Origin of the sequence: Roseobacter ponti (genome assembly GCF_012932215.1) — a bacterium.
Taxonomy (GTDB): Bacteria; Pseudomonadota; Alphaproteobacteria; order Rhodobacterales; family Rhodobacteraceae; genus Roseobacter; species Roseobacter ponti.
This window is the reverse complement of sequence record NZ_CP048788.1, coordinates 461,845-482,830: the sequence shown is the minus strand read 5'-3', so window position 1 is coordinate 482,830 and position 20,986 is coordinate 461,845. Positions and strand designations below refer to the sequence as shown.

Annotated in this window: 18 protein-coding genes and 1 riboswitch; of the genes, 7 read left to right on the top strand and 11 right to left on the bottom strand. The window is 62.9% G+C overall.

The genetic code is table 11. The features are described from left to right. The first annotated feature begins 162 nt into the window (after positions 1-162). Positions 163-780 (top strand): TetR family transcriptional regulator C-terminal domain-containing protein, encoded by a 618-nt coding sequence (locus tag G3256_RS02295; protein ID WP_169639301.1) that lies wholly within the window; start codon positions 163-165, stop codon positions 778-780. Between the two features lie 113 nt (positions 781-893). Continuing rightward, positions 894-1,364 carry a hypothetical protein gene (locus G3256_RS02290; protein ID WP_169639300.1) on the top strand — a complete coding sequence of 157 codons (471 nt, stop codon included), beginning with the start codon at positions 894-896 and terminating at the stop codon, positions 1,362-1,364. 4 nt (positions 1,365-1,368) lie between these two features. Here G3256_RS02290 and preA read toward each other — a convergent pair whose 3' ends face one another. Together preA and G3256_RS02280 are read right to left on the bottom strand one after the other, a co-directional pair. Continuing rightward, on the bottom strand, positions 1,369-2,670 hold the full coding sequence (gene preA / locus G3256_RS02285) for an NAD-dependent dihydropyrimidine dehydrogenase subunit PreA (protein WP_169639299.1): 1,302 nt from the start codon (positions 2,668-2,670) through the stop codon (positions 1,369-1,371). Positions 2,671-2,684: 14 nt separating this feature from the next. After that, entirely contained in the window at positions 2,685-4,010 is a 1,326-nt protein-coding gene (locus tag G3256_RS02280; RefSeq protein WP_169639298.1) for an NAD(P)-dependent oxidoreductase, read from the bottom strand. A 339-nt stretch (positions 4,011-4,349) separates the two neighbouring features. On the opposite strand from G3256_RS02280, the gene G3256_RS02275 reads away from it, so the two are divergent. Continuing rightward, positions 4,350-4,556 (top strand): cold-shock protein, encoded by a 207-nt coding sequence (locus G3256_RS02275; RefSeq protein WP_169639297.1) that lies wholly within the window; start codon positions 4,350-4,352, stop codon positions 4,554-4,556. Between the two features lie 59 nt (positions 4,557-4,615). Here the strand turns inward: G3256_RS02275 and G3256_RS02270 are convergent, their stop codons facing one another. Beyond that, positions 4,616-5,251 (bottom strand): arylesterase, encoded by a 636-nt coding sequence (locus tag G3256_RS02270; RefSeq protein WP_169639296.1) that lies wholly within the window; start codon positions 5,249-5,251, stop codon positions 4,616-4,618. Positions 5,252-5,314: 63 nt separating this feature from the next. On the opposite strand from G3256_RS02270, the gene G3256_RS02265 reads away from it, so the two are divergent. Both G3256_RS02265 and G3256_RS02260 read left to right on the top strand, forming a co-directional pair. After that, complete coding sequence (locus tag G3256_RS02265) at positions 5,315-6,004, top strand: ABC transporter ATP-binding protein (protein ID WP_169639295.1); 690 nt, start codon at positions 5,315-5,317, stop codon at positions 6,002-6,004. Further along, entirely contained in the window at positions 6,001-8,517 is a 2,517-nt protein-coding gene (locus G3256_RS02260) for an ABC transporter permease (protein ID WP_169639294.1), read from the top strand. Before G3256_RS02265 ends, G3256_RS02260 begins: the two co-directional genes overlap by 4 nt. Before the next feature lie 222 nt (positions 8,518-8,739). Here the strand turns inward: G3256_RS02260 and gcvP are convergent, their stop codons facing one another. From gcvP to gcvT, 3 genes are all read right to left on the bottom strand, one after another. Continuing rightward, positions 8,740-11,589 (bottom strand): aminomethyl-transferring glycine dehydrogenase, encoded by a 2,850-nt coding sequence (gcvP, locus tag G3256_RS02255; protein WP_169639293.1) that lies wholly within the window; start codon positions 11,587-11,589, stop codon positions 8,740-8,742. Between the two features lie 80 nt (positions 11,590-11,669). After that, a complete protein-coding gene (gene gcvH / locus G3256_RS02250; RefSeq protein WP_169639292.1) occupies positions 11,670-12,029 on the bottom strand; it encodes a glycine cleavage system protein GcvH in 360 nt (119 codons plus the stop codon). 19 nt (positions 12,030-12,048) lie between these two features. After that, the gene (gene gcvT / locus G3256_RS02245; RefSeq protein WP_281359595.1) at positions 12,049-13,173 is read right to left on the bottom strand and encodes a glycine cleavage system aminomethyltransferase GcvT; all 1,125 of its coding nucleotides are present in this window, start codon (positions 13,171-13,173) and stop codon (positions 12,049-12,051) included. Positions 13,174-13,328: 155 nt separating this feature from the next. Then, positions 13,329-13,417: riboswitch (glycine riboswitch) on the bottom strand. Positions 13,418-13,512: 95 nt separating this feature from the next. Here gcvT and G3256_RS02240 point away from each other — a divergent pair. Beyond that, positions 13,513-14,103: a gamma-glutamylcyclotransferase family protein gene (locus G3256_RS02240; protein WP_169639291.1), complete on the top strand. Its 591-nt coding sequence runs from the start codon at positions 13,513-13,515 to the stop codon at positions 14,101-14,103. On the opposite strand, the gene G3256_RS02235 is transcribed toward G3256_RS02240, so the two are convergent. From G3256_RS02235 to G3256_RS02225, 3 genes are read right to left on the bottom strand one after another with little or no spacing between them, the layout of a single operon-like run. Beyond that, entirely contained in the window at positions 14,050-15,456 is a 1,407-nt protein-coding gene (locus G3256_RS02235; RefSeq protein ID WP_169639290.1) for an MATE family efflux transporter, read from the bottom strand. The two genes, G3256_RS02240 and G3256_RS02235, sit on opposite strands and share 54 nt — an antisense overlap. 30 nt (positions 15,457-15,486) lie before the next feature. Further along, a complete protein-coding gene (gltX, locus tag G3256_RS02230) occupies positions 15,487-16,812 on the bottom strand; it encodes a glutamate--tRNA ligase (protein ID WP_169639289.1) in 1,326 nt (441 codons plus the stop codon). Between the two features lie 51 nt (positions 16,813-16,863). Further along, the gene (locus G3256_RS02225; protein WP_169639288.1) at positions 16,864-17,289 is read right to left on the bottom strand and encodes a DUF1801 domain-containing protein; all 426 of its coding nucleotides are present in this window, start codon (positions 17,287-17,289) and stop codon (positions 16,864-16,866) included. Between the two features lie 103 nt (positions 17,290-17,392). On the opposite strand from G3256_RS02225, the gene G3256_RS02220 reads away from it, so the two are divergent. Beyond that, entirely contained in the window at positions 17,393-18,322 is a 930-nt protein-coding gene (locus G3256_RS02220) for an MBL fold metallo-hydrolase (RefSeq protein ID WP_169639287.1), read from the top strand. 51 nt (positions 18,323-18,373) lie between these two features. Here G3256_RS02220 and G3256_RS02215 read toward each other — a convergent pair whose 3' ends face one another. After that, the gene (locus G3256_RS02215) at positions 18,374-19,186 is read right to left on the bottom strand and encodes a CE1 family esterase (protein ID WP_169639286.1); all 813 of its coding nucleotides are present in this window, start codon (positions 19,184-19,186) and stop codon (positions 18,374-18,376) included. A gap of 87 nt (positions 19,187-19,273) precedes the next feature. Continuing rightward, the gene (locus G3256_RS02210; protein ID WP_169639285.1) at positions 19,274-20,932 is read right to left on the bottom strand and encodes an NAD+ synthase; all 1,659 of its coding nucleotides are present in this window, start codon (positions 20,930-20,932) and stop codon (positions 19,274-19,276) included. Positions 20,933-20,986 lie beyond the last annotated feature (54 nt).

The following is a 20,986-nucleotide window of genomic DNA, read 5'->3' as shown; positions in this document are numbered from 1 at the left end:
GCATTATGCTTGCGCCGGCGTAAATTTTACCATTTGGTAAAGCCACGATTGCGGCTCACATGGCGCAAGTCAAGACTTCCTTTCGCACCCCGGGGCGGCAAAGATCAGACCACTTCCGCGCCTGCCCGATTTCAGTGCAGCGCCAGCAGCACGGAGCAACAGGTGCCGGACGACGCAGACAAAAAGCCCAGCAGGATCCAGCGCCGCAACCGCTCGCGTATTCTTGAGGCCGCCCTGGATGTATTTTCCCAGCACGGGTACCGCGGGGCCACTCTGGATCAGATCGCTGAGGCCGCGGGCCTGAGCAAACCGAACATTCTTTACTACTTTGACGGCAAAGAAGAAATCCACGTCACGCTGCTTAATCAGCTGATGGAGACCTGGCTCGATCCTCTGGTCACACTGGATGCAGCGGGTGATCCGCTCACCGAGATCCTGAACTATGTGGAACGCAAGCTCGATATGGCCCATGAACTGCCGCGCGAAAGCCGGCTTTTTGCCGGCGAGATCCTGCAGGGCGCCCCGCGCATGGCGCCGCATCTGCAGGCCGGTCTGCAACCGCTGTTCGAGGAAAAGTGCGCGGTGATACAGGGCTGGATGGACGCGGGCGCGCTCACCCCGGTCGATCCGCGTCACCTGATTTTCTCGATCTGGGCCACCACCCAGCACTACGCCGATTTCGCAGCCCAGGTCCGCGTGCTGATGCGCGATGACCCCGCCGGGCAGGAGGGTGCCGCAGCCTTCCTTCGGACGCTCTTCACCCGGCTGCTGCGCTCTTAACCTGTGTTAACCAAGCCACCTGTTTCCCGGTCGCATTAACGCCCCGGTAACGTTTACGATGCATTCATATTTACGGGTGAGGGCTTCGACCAGCGATGGAAACGGAGCACATTATGTCAGCAGTTTCTTTAATTAACCCCTATGCGCCGCAGCCTGCCCCGGCACCGACCGGTGAGGGCGGGCTGTCCGTGGCCGCGCCTCAGCCGGTATCGTCGGCGGCTCAGGGCCGCGAGACAGGCACGGCCTCGGACCAGTCCGGCTTTGGTGCGGGCAACGGAACGGGCACCGGTGGTGCTTATCTCGAAGGCCTGATCAACCGACGCCGGGAAGGGATGGGCCCACCCGATGCCACACCGAAATCGGTCGTCGAGGCGCAGTCGCGCACCGAGGCCGCAACAGAGTTTCTGGAACGGCAGGAACGCCAGCGTGTCGAGGCGCGCGCCGCCGAAGAGGCCCGCGCAGCTGAAGTGGCACAGGCCCGGGCGGACGCCGCCCAGGCAGAGGCCGCAGCGGCCGCCGCACCGCCCTACGTCATGCCCAACCCGCTGCCCACGGCGCCCATTCTGGAACGCGGCGAGAGCTGAGACTTCACTCGGCGGCTTTGGCCGCCGGGTTATTGGGATGCGTCGTCCAGTTGGCGTACTCCGGTTCCACCACCTTGCCGGTACGCGGATCCGTCGTGCCGGCCGCCATCTCCTCCATGGTGATGCAGTCCTCGACCGGGCAGACATTGACGCAGAGGTTACAGGCCACGCATTCGTCGTCGATCACGGTAAAGGTGCGGTCGTCCGACATCGCAATCGCCTGGTGCGAAGTGTCCTCACAGGCCGCAAAACACCGCCCGCAGGAAATGCAGAGATCCTGATTGATCTTCGCCTTGGCGACATAATTGAGGTTCAGCTGGTTCCAGTCGGTGACATTCGGCACGGCCCGCCCGACGATCTCATCGACAGAGGTCATACCCTTGCTGTCCATATAATCGCTGAGACCCGAGATCATTTCCTGAACGATTTTAAAGCCATAGGTCATTGCCGCCGTACAGACCTGCACGTTGCCGGCCCCGAGTGCCATGAACTCGGCCGCATCCCGCCAGGTGGTGATCCCGCCGATCCCCGAGACCGGCAGTCCGTGCAGATCAGGCGTGCGCGCAATCTCTGCCACCATATTGAGCGCGATCGGCTTCACGGCCGGCCCGCAATAGCCGCCATGCGCGCCCTTGCCATCAATCGTGGGCTCAGGCGCGAACAGATCCAGATCCACGCTGGTGATCGAGTTGATCGTATTGATCAGCGACACCGCATCCGCCCCGCCGCGCATGGCCGCCTCGGCAGGCTGGCGGATATCGGTGATGTTGGGCGTGAGCTTCACGATCACCGGCATACGCGTGTTGGCCTTAACCCAGCGCGTCACCATTTCAATGTATTCAGGGACCTGCCCCACCGCCGAGCCCATGCCCCGCTCGCTCATCCCGTGCGGGCAGCCGAAATTCAGCTCAACCCCGTCAGCCCCGGTATCTTCCACCAGCGGCAGAATGTATTTCCAGGGCTCTTCCTCGCAGGGCACCATCAGCGACACGACCATCGCCCGGTCCGGATAATCGCGCTTGACCACCTTGATCTCATCAAGGTTGGTCTGCAGCGGCCGGTCTGTGATCAGCTCGATATTGTTGAGCCCCAGAAGCCGCCGGTCGGCGCCGTAAACCGCGCCATATCGCGGCCCGTTCACATTCACCACATGCGGATCAAGACCCAGCGTTTTCCACACCACGCCGCCCCAGCCCGCATCAAAGGCGCGACGGACGTTGTATTCCTTATCCGTCGGCGGCGCGGAGGCGAGCCAGAAGGGGTTCGGGCTTTTGATGCCCACAAAGTCGCTTTTGAGATCTGCCATTGTCCGTTTCTCCCTCAGCCTGCCGTCAGGCTTGCATGGATGTCCATCGCCGCGTCGCGACCCTCTGCCACAGCCGTCACCGTCAGATCGTCCCCGCCCGAGGCACAATCACCTCCGGCCCAGACGCCCTCAACCGATGTGCGCCCGGCCGCATCAACGGCAATCTTCCCGCTCTCAAGCTCCGGCAGACCGTCGCCCTCCAGCGTCTGACCGATCGCCTTCAGCACCTGGTCGGCGGCCAGCCGCAGTGTCTCACCGGTGGGTTTCATTTCCGCATCGACATAGCTGAATTCGATCTCCCGCACCGCGCCGTTGCCGGTCACGCCAACGGGTACAGCATGGGTCACAATCCGCACGCCCTTAGAGGCCGCGAGATTCTGCTCATAAACGCTCGCATTCATCCGGTCGCGCCCCCGGCGATAGACCAGCGTCACATTGAGCGCACCCAGCAGTTTTGACTGCACGGCGGCATCAATGGCCGTCATCCCGCCGCCGATCACCACCACATCGCGGCCCACAGGCAGATCGGCCACATCACCGGCCTGGCGCAGATCTGCGATGAATTCGACCGCATCAAGGATACCGTCCTTGTCCTCCCCCTCCACACGCAGGGCATTCACGCCGCCCAGACCCATGCCGAGGAACACCGCATCGAAACGATCACGCAAGCCTTCGAGCGTCTCTTCCCGGCCCAGGGCCACACCGGTGCGGATCTCGATCCCGCCGATCTGCAGCAGCCAGTCCACTTCCGCCGCGGCAAACCCGTCCACGGTTTTATAACTCGCAATCCCGTATTCATTCAGCCCGCCGGGCCGCGGGCGCGCATCAAAGACCACCACATCATGCCCGTGCATCGCGAGCCGGTGCGCACAGGAAAGCCCTGCGGGGCCCGCCCCCACAACAGCCACCTTCCTGCCAGTCGACGCGGCGCGCACAAACGGGTGAATCCCCTGCGCCTGCAGATGATCCGTGGCATAGCGCTGCAACTGCCCGATCAGCACCGGCTTGCCCTCCGCCATCTCCCGCACACAGGCCTCTTCACAAAGCTGCTCGGTCGGGCAGACCCGCGCGCACATGCCGCCCATAATATTCTGGCTCAGGATCGTTTTCGCCGCCGCATCCGGCGTGCCGGTCGCGATCTGCCGGATGAACAGCGGAATATCGATATCCGTCGGACAGGCCGTGATACAGGGCGCGTCATGACAGAAATAGCACCGGTCCGCAGCCACCAGGGCCGCATGGTCATCCAGCCGCGGATGCAGATCGGAAAAATGGCTGTCGTACTCGCCCGGCTCCAGCCGTCCCGGAACGATCCCCGGGGTAAAGACATCCTGCGCCATGGTGGCTCCCTCATGTGTCTGTGGTTGCCCGAAACGCTCTCACGGTTTTATTTTTTTATCAACTGGTAAAATTTATTCCGCCGGGCTCTTTCTGAGGTGCCGCTGAAAATCCGGGCAGACCCTTCCGGGATGAAAACAATGGCGAAAACCCGCTGTCGCAAAGTTGCAATACAACTGTCACATGAATTTTGCTTGCAATTGCACCTGCTGCCTTCAATATCGGAGTGCGACGCGACAAACTATCGACCACTGCTCCCAACGGCTCAGTACTTCGATCTGCTTTCGACCGGGCCGGCCTGCCGCATTCCGCGGGCAGGAACTGAACAGGAGACAGGTGACATGGCCTCTGGCACCGTAAAATGGTTCAACACGACAAAAGGCTACGGCTTCATTGCCCCCGACGGCGGCGGCAAAGATATCTTTGTGCATATTTCTGCCGTCGAACGCGCCGGGCTGACAGGCCTTGCTGACGATCAGAAAGTAACCTTCGATATCGAAGCGGGACGCGATGGCCGCGAAAGCGCCAGTAACATCGCTCTGGCCTGACGGCGAAAAATACGAACGACTTCTGCGGGCGCCTGTTGCGCCCGTATCACGCAGGCGAGCTATTCGGCGCTGTCTTCCACCAGCGCCAGAACAGCAGGCCCCATGGCCGCAACAATTCTTGCGACACCTTCTGCGTTCGGGTGAATGCCGTCAGGCTGCATTAAGTCGCTGACTGACGAGAGATCATTTCCCTCCGCCGCCAGCCCGTCGAAGAACCCCGGCACCAGATCCGCACCGAATTCGGCGGCAAGGTCCGGATAAATCGCATCAAAGCGTTCTTTGTACGCCGGGCCGTAGTTTCCCGGCGCCTGCATACCCACCAGCAGCACATCAACCTCGCGCGTCTCAGCCGCCTGCATGATGCCTTCAAGGCTGGCGCGACTCACGTCCGGATCAATCCCGCGCAGAAGATCATTCCCGCCAAGTGCCACGATCATCGCGTCCACCTCCGGTGTCAGCGTCCAGTCCACACGGGCAAGCCCGCCTGCCGTGGTATCCCCCGAAACGCCGGCGTTGATGAGCCGCACGTCCGCGCCCTGCCCGTCGAGCCAGGCCTGCATCTGCGGCACAAATCCCTGCTCCTGTGGCAGACCATAACCCTGCGTGAGGCTGTCGCCCAGAGCCGCAATCACCACCTCTTCGGCCGCCGCAGCCGACCCGCAGCACATCGCAATTACCAAAATCGCCTTGCGCATCCTGATCCGATCTCCATATCCCGGACGTATACCCCTCAAAGGTGCCCGCGATGCTGAACCCCGATGAATGATACCGTCTACACGCTCAAAGATGCGGCTTTGTCGCTCGATGGCAATGCCGGTCGGGTCGATATTCTGCAGGGCATCAGCTTTGACGTTCACAAGGGCGAGAGCCTCGGGCTCATCGGGCCGTCGGGCTCGGGCAAGTCATCACTGCTGATGCTGATGGGCGGGCTGGAACGCGCCACCGGCGGCAGCGTCACCGCACTCGGGCATGACCTCACGACGATGTCCGAAGATGCGCTGGCCCGGTTCCGGCGCAATCACATGGGCGTTGTCTTTCAGTCCTTTCACCTGATCCCCACGATGACCGCGCTGGAAAATGTGGCAACCCCGCTGGAGCTTGCCGGCGACGCGAAGGCTTTCGACAAGGCACAGGCGGAACTGGAAGTGGTGGGCCTTGGCCACCGCGCCGGCCATTACCCCGCACAGATGTCGGGCGGTGAGCAGCAGCGCGTCGCGCTTGCCCGCGCCGCGGCCCCCCGCCCCGATATCCTGCTCGCCGATGAGCCCACCGGCAATCTTGACGGCGTGAACGGTGCGGCCATCGTCGATATGCTCTTTGGTCTGCGCGACCGCCACGGTGCGACGCTGGTGCTGGTTACCCATTCGCGCAGCCTTGCCGCGCGCTGCAGCCGCATCATCCGCCTCGCCGACGGCCGCATCGCGCCCGAAGAACAGGCTGCCGAATGAGCCTTGCCATTGCCGCCCGTTTCGCCCGGCGCGAGTTGCGCGGCGGTCTGCAGGGATTTCGCATTCTGCTGGCATGCCTGGCCCTTGGGGTTGCAGCCATCGCCGCCGTCGGCACCGTGCGCGCCAGCATCGAAGCAGGCCTCGTCCGCGAAGGCGCGGCGCTTCTCGGCGGAGATGCAGAACTCGATTTTACCTATCGCTTTGCAAATGACGACGAGCGCGCCTGGATGGCGGGGGTCGCCTCGGACGTGTCCGAAATCGTCGATTTCCGGTCAATGGCCGTTGTCGGTGAAGAGCGCGGCCTGACCCAGATCAAAGCCGTGGATGATCTTTATCCGCTGGTGGGCACGGTCGCACTGGTGCCCGATATGCCTCTGGAGAAGGCTCTCGGCACCATCGACGGCAGGCCGGGTGCCGTTATGGAGCAGGTGCTGGCCGACCGTCTCGGGCTCAGTCCCGGAGATACCTTCGCCCTCGGCACGAAGGATTTCACCCTCTCCGCCATCCTCGAACGCGAACCGGACAGCGCCGCCGGCGGCTTTGCCCTTGGCCCCCGCACGATCCTGCGCACAACAAGCCTCAAAGGCTCGTCCCTGCTGGAACCCGGCACACTTTTCTCCACCAGATACCGCCTCACACTGCCGCCCGGCACCGATCTTGCCGCGCTCGAGGACGACGCCCGGGCCCGGTTTGAGAACAACGGCCTGCGCTGGACGGATGCGCGCAACGGCGCCCCGGGCGTGTCGGAATTTGTGGACCGGCTGGGCGCCTTTCTGGTGCTGGTGGGGCTTTCAGGGCTTGCGGTGGGCGGTGTCGGCGTCTCCTCAGCTGTGCGCTCCTATATCGCCGGCAAGACAAGCGTCATCGCCACCCTGCGCACACTGGGTGCCGAACGGAACACCATTTTCCAGACGTATTTTCTTCAGGTCGGCGCGCTGTCACTGCTCGGTATCGCAATCGGTGTGGCGCTTGGCGCGCTGGCCCCTCTGCTGCTGGCCCCGCTCATCGAAGCGCGCCTGCCTGTCCCCGCCGCCTTCCGGATCTATCCCGGGCCTCTGGCCGAAGCAGCGGTTTACGGCCTCCTCACCGCCTTCGTTTTCACACTCTGGCCGCTCGCGCGCACCGAGGACATCCGCGCAGCCACTCTGTTCCGCGATGCAATAAGCGCAGGGCCCGCGTTCCCCGCTCCGAAATATCTGGCGCTGACCATCGCGGGCCTCGCCCTTCTGCTGACACTCGCAGGCTGGTTTTCCGGCACATGGTGGCTCACCCTCTGGACCGCCGGCGGGATAACGGGCGCGCTGCTTTTGCTGGCCGGAGCGGCAGTTCTGATCCGGATCCTCTCACGCCGTGGCAGCCGGATCAGCCGCGGTCGCCCAACGCTCCGCTGGGCCCTCGCCGCCATTTCCGGGCCGCGCGAAGGGGCGACATCCGTGGTGCTGGCGCTTGGCCTCGGCCTCTCGGTTCTGGCCGCCGTAGGCCAGATCGACGGCAATCTGCGCAGCGCAATTACCGGCAACCTGCCCGATGTGGCTCCCAGTTATTTCTTTGTGGATATCCAGAAGGACCAGATTGCCGGCTATACCGAACGACTGGAAAGCGACCCCGCGGTTTCCCGCATCCAGTCGGCACCGATGCTCCGGGGTATCATCACCAGAATCAACGACATCCCGGCGCGCGAAGTCGCCGGCGATCACTGGGTCCTGCAGGGGGACCGGGGTGTCACCTATTCCGGCCTGATGCCAGATGGCACACGCATAACGGAAGGCGCATGGTGGGATGCGGATTACAGCGGGCCGCCACTGATAAGCTTTGCTGCCGAAGAGGCCGGAGAGATGGGTCTCGCGATCGGCGATACGCTTACGGTGAACATCCTCGGGCGCGACATCACCGGAAAGATCTCAAGCTTTCGCGAAGTAGATTTCTCGACGGCGGGGATCGGATTTATCCTCGCGATGAACCCCGGCGCGCTGGCAGGAGCACCGCACAGCTTTATTTCGACAGTCTATGCCGAAGAAGACGCCGAAGCACAGATTCTGCGTGATCTCGCAGGCCGGTATCCGAACATCACAGCAATCCGCGTGCGCGATGCGATAGACCGGGTCGCTGATGTTCTGAGCGGGCTTGCTGCGGCAACGTCCTACGGCGCTGCCGCAACTCTTCTGACCGGGTTCCTGGTCCTCATTGGCGCGGCAGCCTCTGGCACCGGGGCGCGTGTCTTTGAGGCCGCCGTGCTACGCACTCTGGGCGCAGACCGGCGCACCATTCTGCTCAGTTTCGCACTACGATCAATCATCCTCGGATTTGCGGCCGGAATCGTCGCACTGGGGGCCGGTATCGCGGGCGGATGGGCGGTGAGCCGCTACATCATGGACACGGAATATCATGTGATATGGGGTTCAGCACTCTGGATTGTATCGGGCGGAATAACCGCAACACTGCTGGCCGGCCTCCTCTTCGCAGCGAGACCCGTGAACACCAGACCAGCCCGGGTGCTGCGCGCGCGCGAATAAGAGTTTGATGCCTCCGGCGGGGATATTTCAGAGCCAGAGAAAAGAAGAGCCGCGCGCGGCGGCTCTTCAGGGAAAGCGCTGTACGCTTCTCCGGCTACGGTCATCGGCGTCCCCGCCTGTACCGCTCCTGCTGTTTAGAACCCGAAGGTTAATAAACCATGTTTTCTCTGGCATGAAAGTATCCCGGGGGAGGCCTCTCTGAGGCCGGGGGCAGCGCCCCTCCTACTCTGCCGCTTCCGCATAGTCCTCCATCGGCGGACAGGTGCAGACCAGATGTCTGTCGCCGTAAACATTATCCACCCGGTTCACAGGTGGCCAGTATTTATCAACCCGGAAGGCACCCGGCGGAAAACATCCCTGATTGCGGCTGTAGGGCCTGTCCCAGTCGCTCACCAGATCTTCGACGGTATGAGGCGCATTTTTCAGCGGGTTGTTTTCCGCATCCATATCACCTTTTTCGATTTCTGCGATCTCCGCTCTGATGGCCAGCATCGCGTCGCAGAACCGGTCAAGCTCGGCCATGGTTTCACTTTCCGTGGGTTCGACCATCAGTGTTCCGGCCACCGGCCAGCTCATGGTGGGCGCGTGAAAGCCACAATCGATCAGCCGTTTGGCGATATCCTCAACGGTGACGCCGGCGCTTTGCTCAAAAGGGCGCACGTCGATGATGCACTCGTGCGCCACCCTGCCGGACGGACCCTTATAAAGGACCTCAAAGGCACCTTCGAGACGCCGCGCGATATAGTTAGCGTTGAGGATCGCGACCCGTGTGGCCTGCGTCAGGCCCTCACCGCCCATCATCAGGCAATAGGCCCAGCTGATCGGCAGCAGCGAGGGCGAACCGTAAGGTGCTGCTGAAACCGCGCCTTCGCCACCGCCGGTGATCTCATGCCCTGGCAGATGCGGTATCAGGTGCTCTTTAACACCGATCGGGCCCATGCCGGGACCGCCGCCGCCATGCGGGATGCAGAAGGTTTTGTGCAGGTTCAGGTGGCTCACATCTCCGCCCAGATCACCAGGCCGGCTCAGACCCACCATCGCATTCATATTGGCCCCGTCGATATAGACCTGACCGCCATGATCGTGGACGATCCTTGTCACTTCTGTCACGGTTTCTTCAAAAACCCCATGGGTCGAAGGATAGGTGATCATACACCCGGCAAGCTGCTCTGCGTGTTTCTCCGCCTTGGTGCGGAAATCCTCCAGATCGATGTCGCCGTTCGCCGCTGACTGCACCGGTACCACTTTCCAGCCGACCATCTGTGCCGACGCCGGGTTGGTGCCATGCGCGCTCATCGGAATGAGGCAGATGTTGCGATGCGCTTCTCCGCGCGCCCGGTGAAAGGCCGCGATGGTCAGCAGTCCCGCGTATTCCCCCTGGGCGCCGGAATTGGGCTGCATCGAAATTGCGTCATATCCGGTGATGTCGCACAGTTTGGCGCTCAGATCGTCGATCAGTTCGCGATATCCCAGCGCCTGATCCGCCGGTGCAAAAGGATGCAGCAATGAGAACTCGCGCCAGCTGACCGGCATCATTTCAGCCGCCGAATTGAGCTTCATGGTGCAGGACCCCAGCGGGATCATCGCACGATCCAGCGCCAGATCGCGATCGGCCAGCCGGCGCATATAGCGCATCATCTCTGTCTCGGCCCGGTTCATGTGGAAAATCGGATGCGTGAGATATTCCGTGCGGCGCAGCATCTCTTCGGGAAAGCGGTAATCAGGCCTGAAATCGCGGTCCTCTTTGACGATCCCGAAGGCCCGCCAGACTGCTTCAATGGTGTCGGGCCGGCAGCGCTCGTGCATGCTGATGCCCACGCGGGTCTCGCCGACCTGCCGCAGGTTGATCCCCTCATCCACCGCCGATTTCATCACCGCCGCCTGCAAGGGGCCCACATCCACGGTAATGGTGTCGAAAAACGCCTGCGGGTCGACCCTGAAACCGGCCTCTTCCAGCCCGCGGGCAAGCCGCGCGGTCTTGCGGTGAATGCGTTGCGCAATGGCGCGCAGCCCCTCGGGCCCGTGAAACACTGCATACATCGATGCCATGACCGCCAGCAGCGCCTGCGCTGTACAGACGTTTGACGTGGCTTTTTCGCGCCGGATATGCTGCTCGCGGGTCTGCAGAGACAATCGGTAGGCGCGGTGACCGTGACTGTCGACGGAAACACCAACAATGCGCCCCGGCATCGCCCGTTTCAGGGCATCGCGACAGGCCATATAGGCCGCATGCGGACCGCCATACCCCTCCGGCACCCCGAACCGCTGGGTCGACCCCACGGCGATATCGGCGCCCATCGCACCAGGCTCTTTGAGCAGCGTCAGCGCCAGCGGATCAGCGGACATGATGCCGATGCCACCCGTCTCATGCAGCGCACTCAGCAGATCAGTGAAATCATGCACATGGCCATAGGTGCCCGGATACTGAAAGATCGCACCAAAGACCGCCGAGGCGTCCATTTTCGCCGGGTTGCCGACAATCACTTCGATCCCCAACGGAGCAGCGCGTGTTTTCATCACCGCGATGTTCTGCGGATGGCAGTCGCGGTCCACAAAGAAGGCCTTTGCTTTGGATTTCGACACCCGCTGCGCCATGGTCATCGCCTCGGCACAGGCCGTGGCTTCATCGAGCAGCGAGGCATTGGCGATCTCAAGGCCCGTCAGATCACTGACCATGGTCTGAAAGTTCAGCAGCGCCTCCAGCCGTCCCTGGCTGATCTCGGGCTGATAAGGTGTATAGGCAGTGTACCAGGCCGGATTTTCGAGAATATTGCGCTGGATCGCGGGCGGCGTGACCGTGCCGTGATACCCCTGACCGATGAGCGAGGTCAGCACGCGGTTTTTATCCGCGGTGCGCCGCATATGCTCCAGCACTTCGCGCTCTGACATCGGCCTGCCGAAATCCAGCGGCTCTTTCTGTCGGATGGCTTCGGGCAGCGTATCATCAATCAGCGCCTCCAGATCCGGCGCGCCGACCACTTCGAGCATCCTGGCCATCTCCTGGGGCGACGGCCCGATGTGGCGGCGGTTGGCAAAATCATAGGGCAGATATTCGGTGGGCTTATACACCATGGCTCTTTTCCTTCTGCGCAGCAGTCTGTCGTCCGGCTGAAAACACGCCCGGCGGAGGCCCCCCCGGCCGGGCCTTCAGATCAGGCGATAAATTTCTGATACCCGGCCTCATCCATGAATTCCTCAAGCTGGGACGGGTCGCTCACGGTCATTTTGAAAAACCAGGCTTCACCCTGCGGGTCGTCGTTGACCATCGCCGGGTTATCGGCCAGTGCCGCGTTCACTTCGGTGATCTCGCCATCGACGGGCGCCAGAATGTCGCTTGCGGCTTTGACCGATTCGATGACCACAACCTCATCGTCCTTGCTCACCGTGATGCCTTCTTCGGGCAGTTCGACGAATACCACATCGCCCAGCTGTGCCGCGGCGTGGATCGTGATGCCCACCACCATTTCACCGCCTTCTTCGCGCAGCCATTCGTGCTCTTCTGTGAATTTCATGATGTCTTTCTCCTGTTGCTCATCTTTTGAAGTTTGCCGGAACAAAGGGCAGCGCGGTGACGTTTACGGGCAGACGTTTGCCACGCACCTCACCCCAGAGCCCGGTGCCGGGTGCACTCAGCGCATGCGGCACGTAACCCATCGCCACGGGCGCGCCCACGGTTGGTCCGAACCCGCCGGAGGTCACATGGCCCACCGGATCGCCCCCCTCCGCGCTGTCGAAAATCTGCACACCTTCGCGCATCGGGGCGCGCCCCTCGGGCTGCAGACCCACGCGCCGCGGGCCATCCCCCTGATCCATGCGTTCAAAGATCACATCAGCACCCGGGAAGCCGCCCGCCCTGTCGCCGCCCCGGCGCCTGACTTTCTGAATGGCCCAGGTCAGCGCGGCCGAGACCGGATCGGTTGTCGCATCAATGTCATGGCCGTAAAGGCACAGACCGGCCTCGAGACGCAGCGAATCCCGTGCGCCGAGACCCACCGGCATCACATCCTCATGCTCCAGCAGCAGGCGCGCGAGCCGTTCCGCCTCAGCCGCGGGGACCGATATCTCATAGCCGTCCTCGCCGGTATAGCCCGAGCGCGATGCGACGACAGCAAGACCGCCGGGTTCAAGCTCCGCCACATCCATAAACCGCATCTGCGCCGCCCGGGCATCGAGCCCGGCCATCACAGCCTGCGCCCGCGGTCCCTGCAGGGCCACAAGCGCCCGGTCCGACAGCGCGTCAACAGATATCTCACCGGGCAGGCCTGCCCGCATATGCGCAATATCCGCAGCCTTGCAGGCGGCATTCACGACAACCATCAGGTCATCGCCTGCACGGGCGAACATCAGATCGTCTTCGATCCCGCCTGCGTCACTGGTGAAAAACCCGTAGCGCTGCCGACCGTCCGCAAGACCTTTGACATCCATCGGCACCAGAGTTTCAAAAGCACCCGCAACCGCCTCCCAGGACGGACCGCTGAGCCGGACCTGCCCCATGTGGCTCACATCAAACAGCCCGGCGGCGGCGCGGGTGTGCAGATGTTCCTGCATCACACCCGCCCGGTACTGCACCGGCATGTCATATCCTGCAAAAGGGATCATTTTTGCGCCGAGCTCCAGATGCAGCCCGTGCAATGGTGTGGTGTCAGATCCGGTCACTGGTTTTCCCCTGTCTCACGCCGGCGGATATTTCTGTCCCGCACCGGCACCCCCGGACGCGCGCGAAAAACCCGCGTCCCGAATGCCCCCTCTGTCGCATTGCCTGAGATCGTTATCCCTTCGGCGGGTGCTGCGCGCACCACTCTCCAGAGTCCGTTATCCGCATGGTCCTTCTGGCCTGAGAGTTTCCGGGGCGGTTGCTCCTTCGGCACCGGGTCACGCCCGGTTCTCCCATACGGATACCCAGACCGTATGACGGTCCGCACCACCCGGTCAACTGCCCTTGTGGTCTGGTCTGCATAATGATCTTGTGACCGGGACCTGACGCGGAAGTGCCCGATGAGCGACCCCTATTTCTTTGGTTATGGCAGCCTCGTTAATACGAGAACGCACAACTATCCCGACCCGCAACCCGCCACACTGAAAGGCTGGCGGCGCGCCTGGGTGGCCACCCCGCGCTTTGGCGTTGTGCTGCTGACCGGGGTGCCCGCACCCGACCACAAGATCGACGGTCTGATCGCACAGGTGCCGGATGCCGACTGGGGCGCACTCGACGCCCGCGAGGCCGGCTATGACCGTCTGGCCGCGCATAAAGACATCACGCACAGTCACAGCGCCGAGCCTGAGATCGCGGTTTATGCCGTCAATTCGGACAATTTTCTGGAGCGGGAGAGCCATATCATCCTGCTCAGCTATCTCGACGTGGTGATCCAGGGATTTAACGAGGTTTACGGCGAGGACGGCGTCCGGCGGTTTTTTGACACCACGGACGGCTGGGAAACCCCGATCCTCAACGATCGCGAGGATCCTCAATACCCGCGCCACCAGACCCTGTCAGACGCCGAAAGAGGGCTTGTCGATGAAAACCTCGAGCGGCTATCGGCGCAGGTGCAGGAGCGCCATGAGGCGTCCCTGCCGCCCGATTTCTGAATATTCTGAGGCCATGCCCTCAGGCACCTCATCGGGTGTCTGCATGACCCGCCGCGCCAGCCCCCAGGCCAGCAGACCGAATATGACACCGGCCGCGGCCTGACCGATCAGCACACCGGACGCGCCCAGCGTGGCAGACCCCAGCCAGACCAGCGGCAGCATCCCGACAGTATTGCGCCCCCAGTTGAGAAAAGTGGACCAGAACGGATGACCGAGGTTGTTGAACCCGGCATTGGCCACGAACAGCACGCCGTTGAAGAAAAACAGCAGCGAGAGCGGCCCGCAGAACAGATAGACCAGCTCGCGCGTGATCCCCTGTGCCGCGAAGAGCCCCGCGATCGGTGCGCGCAGCACAAAAAGCAGTGCCGAGACCGTGACGACGACGATCCCGGTAAAAAGCAGCGCCGCGCGGAAACCGGCCCGTACCCGCTCAAAATCGCGCGCTCCGAAGTTCTGCCCCAGGATCGGACCGACAGCCCCGGAGAGGGCAAAGATCACCGCGAACGACAGCATGCTCAGACGGCCGGTGATGGCCATGCCGGCGACCGCCGCCTCACCATAAACAGCCATGGCGCGGGTCACGATCGCCTGGCCTGCAGGCGTGGCCAGCTGCGTCAGGATGGCCGGCAGACCGATGGCCGCGAGCGGTACCAGATCACGCAGCATCCCCGCCGCTGTGGGGCGCCCGACACCGCCATAGTGACGCATGATCGGCACCATCGCCGTCCCGGCGATCACAACCCGTGCCGCAACCGAGGCCAGCGCCGCCCCCGTCAGATCAAGCCCGAGGCCAAAGATCAGTACCGGGTCGAGTACCGCATTGGTCACCCCGCCCCAGATCGTCGCCATCATCGAGCGCCGCGCATCACCATGGGCGCGCAGGATAGCCCCCGCCATCATCCCGATCACCAGCAAAGGCAGGCTGGGCACCACGATCCGCAGGTAGCCGACGGCCAGTTCCGCAACCTCGCCCGTTGCTCCCAGAAGCGACACCAGCTGCGGAAGAAACACCCAGGTCAGCGCCGCAAATCCAAGGCTCAGAAGCACGCCGTAAAGCAACGAATGGGTGCGGCGTTCTGCGGCGAGGGCCGCGTCGCCCGCCCCCAGAGCGCGCGCCACCAGCGCACCGGCTGCAATCGCAAGGCCAATGCCGAAGGATGTTGTGAAAAACAGGATCGTCGCCGCATAGCCCACTGCCGCGGCAAGTTCCGCCTTGCCCAGCATCGCGATGAAAATCATGTCGATAAAATCGACCGCGAAGATCGCAAGCAACCCGACCGACGATGTCAGCGACATAACGGTGACATGCCTGAAAAGACTGCCTGTCAGAAATTTCGCCCGCGCATCGCTCATCCCGCACCCTCAGCAGCGGCGCGTGGTCTGTCAACCGCGGGCTTTGACAACCTGCAGCAGCGGCATCAGCGCCGACATATCCGGCCCGTGGGTCTGACCGGTGAGCGCATGGCGCAGCGGCATGAAAAGACCGCGCCCTTTGCGGCCCGTGGCCTCCTTCACGGCCGTGGTCCAGGTGCTCCAGGTCTGATCGTCAAAGGGGCCTTCCGGCAGCAGCGCCATGGCTTCGGCCACGAACGCTTTGTCCTCATCGGCAATCACCGGCTCCGCGCCATCGCGCATCATCACCCACCAGGGCTCCAGATCCGCGAGTGTGGTGATATTCTCCCGCGTGACTTCCCAGAAACGCGCGGCTTTGTCATCCGGCACACCGGCAGCGGCGATCCTGTCGGCCACCGCCTCCAGCGGCAGACCGGCGAGGTACCGCGCGGTGAGCGGAAAAAGATCCTGTACGTCGAATTTCGTCGGCGCAGAACCGAACCGCCCGATATCAAACCCGTCAATGAGCCCCGACATCTCCGTCTGCAGCTCCACCGGATCGCTGGACCCCAGCCGCGCCATCAGGCTGAGCAGGGCCGCAGGCTCCACTCCCTGCGCGCGCAGATCGCGCAGCGCCAGCGTGCCCAGACGTTTGCTCAGCGCCTCACCCTGCGGCCCGGTCAGCAGCGAGTGATGCGCAAACGAGGGCACCGTGCCCCCCAGCGCCTCGATGATCTGGATCTGTGTCGCGGTATTCGTCACATGGTCCGACCCGCGCACCACATGGGTCACACCCATCTCGGTATCATCCACCACCGAGGCCAGCGTATAAAGCACCTGGCCGTCGCCGCGAATGAGCACCGGGTCAGATACACTCGCCGCATCGATGGAGATGTCACCGAGGATCCCGTCGTGCCATTCGATGCGCTGCTGATCGAGCAGGAACCGCCAGACGCCGTTCCCGCGCTCCGCCCGCAGCGCATCACGCTCCGCCTCAGTCAGCGCCAGCGCCGCGCGGTCATAAACCGGCGGTTTACCCATATTAAGCTGTTTTTTGCGTTTGAGATCCAGCTCCGTGGGCGTCTCAAACGCCTCGTAAAACCGCTCCATCTTCCGCAGCCGGTCGGCGGCATCGTGATAGCGGTCCAGCCGCTCTGACTGCCGCTCCGTGCGGTCCCAGTTCAGCCCCAGCCATTCCAGATCCCGCTTGATCCCGTCGACATATTCTTCTTTCGAGCGCTCCGGATCGGTGTCGTCGATGCGCAGAATGAACGTGCCGCCCGCCCTGCGCGCGATGAGATAGTTCATCAGCGCCGTGCGCAGGTTGCCGATGTGGATATAGCCGGTGGGCGACGGGGCGAAACGCGTGGTGGTCATCTGGTGTCTCCTGTTGTGCGTGCAGTGTCACAGGGGGGGGCAATTGTCCAGCTAACCGCCCGGGGCCGGCGTGATTTTCCACCGCTGTCCAAGGTCCTCAAGACCCGCGCGGATCAGACGGGCCAGCACCTCTTCATCCACATCGCTCAGGGTGTTGATATAAAGACAGGCCCTGCCCTTTTTGTGCTTTCCCAGCTGCGCCAGAAGCGGGTCGAAATCTGCATATCCCGGCATGATATAAACCGAGAGCTTGGCGCGGCGCGGCGCAAACCCGGTGGCCAGATAGGTGCCGCTGCGCCCGGACGCATAGGTATAGGCATAGCTGCCATACCCCAGAATGCTGCCCGACCACAGTCGCGGCACCCAGCCGGTCACCTCACGAAAGATCCTGTCGAGACGCCGCGCATCCGCCTGCCGCCGGGGCGGCAGTACCGTGTCGAGATATGCTGCTACGTCGTCCGGTCCGCTCTGTTCCATCCCACCCTCACGAAATTCTGATGCCCGCTGGCGCAGAGTACCCTGGGCAACCGCTGCAATCACACTACTTACTGTCGGTCTGACACAAATGGAGCCTTATTCAATGTCGCAAACACCGTCGTTCTCCCGCCGTACAATCCTTTCCGGTGCCGCCGCCCTGCCGCTGGCCGCCGCAACCGCCGGGGCCACGCGCGCGGGCGCTCCCCTGATGGGCGCGCAGATGGCTCCCTATCAGCGCCTCAAGGTCGGCGAATTCGATGTCACGACTCTGCTCGCCGGCACCGCCACGCGCCCAGAGCCGCAGAGCATCTTTGGCATGAACGTGGATGCCGAGACCTTCAACACGGTCTCCGCCGAAAACAACCTGCCGATCGACGCGGCACAGTTCTTCTTCACGCCCACGATCGTGAACACCGGCGGCGAGCTGGTGCTCTTTGACACCGGCCTCTCGGGTGCCGGCACCACTGCGGCTCTGGAAGCCGCAGGCTATACCGCCGATCAGGTCGATGTCGTTGTCATCACCCACATGCACGGCGACCACATCGGCGGCATGACCCTCGAAGACGGCAGCCTGACCTATCCGAATGCGCGCTATGTCACCGGCCGCGTGGAATTCGATGCCTGGGCGACCCAGGACAATGACAACTTCAAAGCCAAGATCGAGCCCTTCGCCGAGCAGTTCACCTTCCTGGAAGACGGCGGCTCCGTCGCCTCCGGCCTCACCGCTATGGCCGCCTTCGGCCACACGCCGGGCCACATGAACTACATGGTCGAGAACGGTGGCACACAGCTGCTGCTGGGCGCGGATTTCGCCAACCACTATGTCTGGTCGCTGGGCTATCCCGACTGGGAGGTCAAGTTTGACATGGACAAGGCCGCAGCCGCCGCAACACGCCGCCGCATCCTCGACATGCTGGCTGCCGATAAAACCGCCTTTGTGGGCTATCATATGCCCTGGCCGGGTGTGGGCTACGTCGAGACGCGCGACGACGGCTTTAAGTATGTGCCGCACAGCTATCAGCTGATGCTGTAAACGGCGGCGGGGCGGCGCACGCCGCCCGTCTTTACTCTGAGGCGCGGGCGTTCACAGACGCCCCGCCTCCCGCAGCTGCTCCCAGCCAAAGCGCAGATGCTCGGTGCGGAACGAGTGACCGCCCTCGAACAGGCAGAACTTCAGCACATCGCCTGCGTCATTCGCGCTGGCATCGCAGGTCAGCCCGCCATACTGCGTGCCTTCCGACACCGGTGCAAAGCCGCCAAAGTCACTGTACATCGCCAGCGCCTCGCCCACCTCGCCCTGCTTTGTCGGCCCGATCGGGCGGCCCTCAAGAGGTACGGTCGTGTCCCGGTCACCGTGAATGTGGATGATATTTGCCACCGGGGCGACACAGGCCTCCGGCGGCCTGAGCCAGAACGTGCCGGACACCGGCACGAACCCCGCAAACCGGTCGCTCATTGAGCACGCAAGGTTCCAGGTCATCATCCCGCCCGCGCTGAAACCGGTGGCCATCACGCGTTCAGGGTCAATGGAAAAACGCGCCGTCGCATCGTCCAGAACCGCGCGGAAATAGGCAAACTCCTCCGCACCGTCCGTGTCCATATTGCGCGGCGCATTGGGTATGGCCCAGCCCTGATCCCCGGACTTCACAGCAATAAGCGCCGCACCCAGATCACTCGCCACACCGCGCAGTGACCCGTTGCGCATCACCCCCGACGCCGTTCCGCGATAGCCGTGCGAGAACACAATCGCCGGCACCGGCGTGGTGCCATCGTGTCCTTCAGGCATCGCAATGCGGTAGTGCCGCTCGCCGATCATACAGTCGCTGTCCGGCCCGCAGGCGTCAGCCGCACCGGCACCCAGCACAAAGGCGGTGGCAATTGTCAGATGTCGGATCATGATCCCTCCGGTCAGCGCTCAGACCCGCACTCTGGCCTGCCTGCCGGCCAGAACCAACTCACAAATCCGTGGCCGTTTCTGCAGGCGTCAGGACGGATCGCGCCAGCGGTTCACAATCGGATAGCGCCGGTCGAGCCAGAAGGCTCCTTTGGTCAGACGCGCACCAGGTGCCGACTGAAAGCGTTTATATTCAGAGATATAGATAAGGTGCTCGACCTTTTTCGCCACCTCCCGGTCAAACCCCGCCGCCACGCAGTCCTCAATCGAGCCCGCCTGATCCACGAGGATCTCCAGCATCGCGTCAAGCTCCGGGTAATCGGGCAGGCTGTCGCTGTCTTTCTGGTCTTCACGCAGCTCGGCAGAGGGCGGCTTTTCGATGACCCGCACCGGGATCACCTCGCCCTCAGGCCCCGACATCCAGTCGCGGTGATTGTCATTGCGCCAGCGGCAGGTCTCGAACACACGGGTCTTATAAAGATCCTTGATCGGGTTATACCCCCCCGCCATATCGCCGTAGATTGTGGCATATCCGACCGCCACCTCGGATTTATTGCCCGTCGTCAGCAGCATTTCGCCGAACTTATTGCTGAGCGCCATCAGCAGCAGACCGCGCAGCCGCGACTGGATGTTTTCCTCTGTCAGCCCGGGCTCCAGCCCTTCAAAAAGCGGCTCCAGCGTCTCGGTGATCGCCGCGCGCCCTTTCGTGATCGGCACGTAATCATAGCGGCAGCCCAGCGCTTTCGCCACGGCTTCGGCATCCTCCAGCGAACTCTGCGAGGTATATTCCGACGGCAGCATCACACAGCGCACATTCTCAGCACCCAGCGCATCGACGGCGATCGCCGCGACAATCGCCGAATCCACTCCGCCCGACAGCCCCAGCAGCACCTTCTTAAACCCCGTCTTGCGCATGTAATCGCGCAGAGCGGTGACCATCACCCGGTAATCCTGCTCGTATTCCCCGGGATGTGCGGCCTTCTCACCGGGTACAATCCGCCAGCCCTCCGGCCCGCGTTCCAGATCCACATGCGCAATGGTCGCGTCAAAAACCGGCAGCTGCACGGCAAGCTCGCCGCCGGGATTGAGCCCGAAAGAGGCCCCGTCAAAGACCTGATCATCCTGCCCGCCGACCATGTTGAGATAAATCAGCGGCAGGCCCGTCTCGACCACGCGGGCGACCATATGGTTGATGCGCGTATCAAACTTGCCCCGGTAATATGGCGAGCCATTGGGCACCAGCAGGAACTCCGCCCCCGTCTCCGCCAGGGTCTCCGCCACATCCTCGTGCCAGGCATCCTCGCAGATCGGGCTGCCCACGCGACTGTTCCCCACCGAATAGGGCCCGCCCAGAGGCCCCGCGTCAAAAATCCGCACCTCGTCAAAGACGGTCTCATTGGGCAGATGATGTTTCAGCACCGTCGAGACGATCTTCCCGCCTTTGAGAATCAGACAGGCGTTATAGAGTTTTGTGCCCTCGACCCAGGGCGCTCCGATGGCCAGCGCGGGCCCCTCGGCACACTCCGCCGCCAGCGCCTCGATATGCGTCATCACATCGAGCTGAAACGCCCGCCGCATCACCAGATCCTGCGCGTTATAGCCGGTGATGAACATCTCCGGCAGTGCCACGATATCGGCACCGGCGTCGCGCCCCGCCTCCCATGCCTCGCGCGCAAGGGCTGCATTGCCCGCCAGATCACCAACGGTCGGGTTCAGCTGCCCCAGTGTGATGCGAAAACGATCCGACATTGCGCACGGCCTTTCCTGTACAATGACGGGTGATGTAGCAGATCAGCGCCTGGT

What these genes read in the sequence shown, in the direction of transcription:
- G3256_RS02290 (WP_169639300.1), top strand. Translation starts at nt 894, where the DNA reads ATGTCAGCAGTTTCTTTAATTAACCCCTATGCGCCGCAGCCTGCCCCG.
- preA (WP_169639299.1), bottom strand. Translation starts at nt 2,670, where the DNA reads ATGGCAGATCTCAAAAGCGACTTTGTGGGCATCAAAAGCCCGAACCCC.
- G3256_RS02280 (WP_169639298.1), bottom strand. Translation starts at nt 4,010, where the DNA reads ATGGCGCAGGATGTCTTTACCCCGGGGATCGTTCCGGGACGGCTGGAG.
- G3256_RS02275 (WP_169639297.1), top strand. Translation starts at nt 4,350, where the DNA reads ATGGCCTCTGGCACCGTAAAATGGTTCAACACGACAAAAGGCTACGGC.
- G3256_RS02270 (WP_169639296.1), bottom strand. Translation starts at nt 5,251, where the DNA reads ATGCGCAAGGCGATTTTGGTAATTGCGATGTGCTGCGGGTCGGCTGCG.
- G3256_RS02265 (WP_169639295.1), top strand. Translation starts at nt 5,315, where the DNA reads ATGAATGATACCGTCTACACGCTCAAAGATGCGGCTTTGTCGCTCGAT.
- G3256_RS02260 (WP_169639294.1), top strand. Translation starts at nt 6,001, where the DNA reads ATGAGCCTTGCCATTGCCGCCCGTTTCGCCCGGCGCGAGTTGCGCGGC.
- gcvP (WP_169639293.1), bottom strand. Translation starts at nt 11,589, where the DNA reads ATGGTGTATAAGCCCACCGAATATCTGCCCTATGATTTTGCCAACCGC.
- gcvH (WP_169639292.1), bottom strand. Translation starts at nt 12,029, where the DNA reads ATGAAATTCACAGAAGAGCACGAATGGCTGCGCGAAGAAGGCGGTGAA.
- G3256_RS02240 (WP_169639291.1), top strand. Translation starts at nt 13,513, where the DNA reads ATGAGCGACCCCTATTTCTTTGGTTATGGCAGCCTCGTTAATACGAGA.
- G3256_RS02235 (WP_169639290.1), bottom strand. Translation starts at nt 15,456, where the DNA reads ATGAGCGATGCGCGGGCGAAATTTCTGACAGGCAGTCTTTTCAGGCAT.
- gltX (WP_169639289.1), bottom strand. Translation starts at nt 16,812, where the DNA reads ATGACCACCACGCGTTTCGCCCCGTCGCCCACCGGCTATATCCACATC.
- G3256_RS02225 (WP_169639288.1), bottom strand. Translation starts at nt 17,289, where the DNA reads ATGGAACAGAGCGGACCGGACGACGTAGCAGCATATCTCGACACGGTA.
- G3256_RS02220 (WP_169639287.1), top strand. Translation starts at nt 17,393, where the DNA reads ATGTCGCAAACACCGTCGTTCTCCCGCCGTACAATCCTTTCCGGTGCC.
- G3256_RS02215 (WP_169639286.1), bottom strand. Translation starts at nt 19,186, where the DNA reads ATGATCCGACATCTGACAATTGCCACCGCCTTTGTGCTGGGTGCCGGT.
- G3256_RS02210 (WP_169639285.1), bottom strand. Translation starts at nt 20,932, where the DNA reads ATGTCGGATCGTTTTCGCATCACACTGGGGCAGCTGAACCCGACCGTT.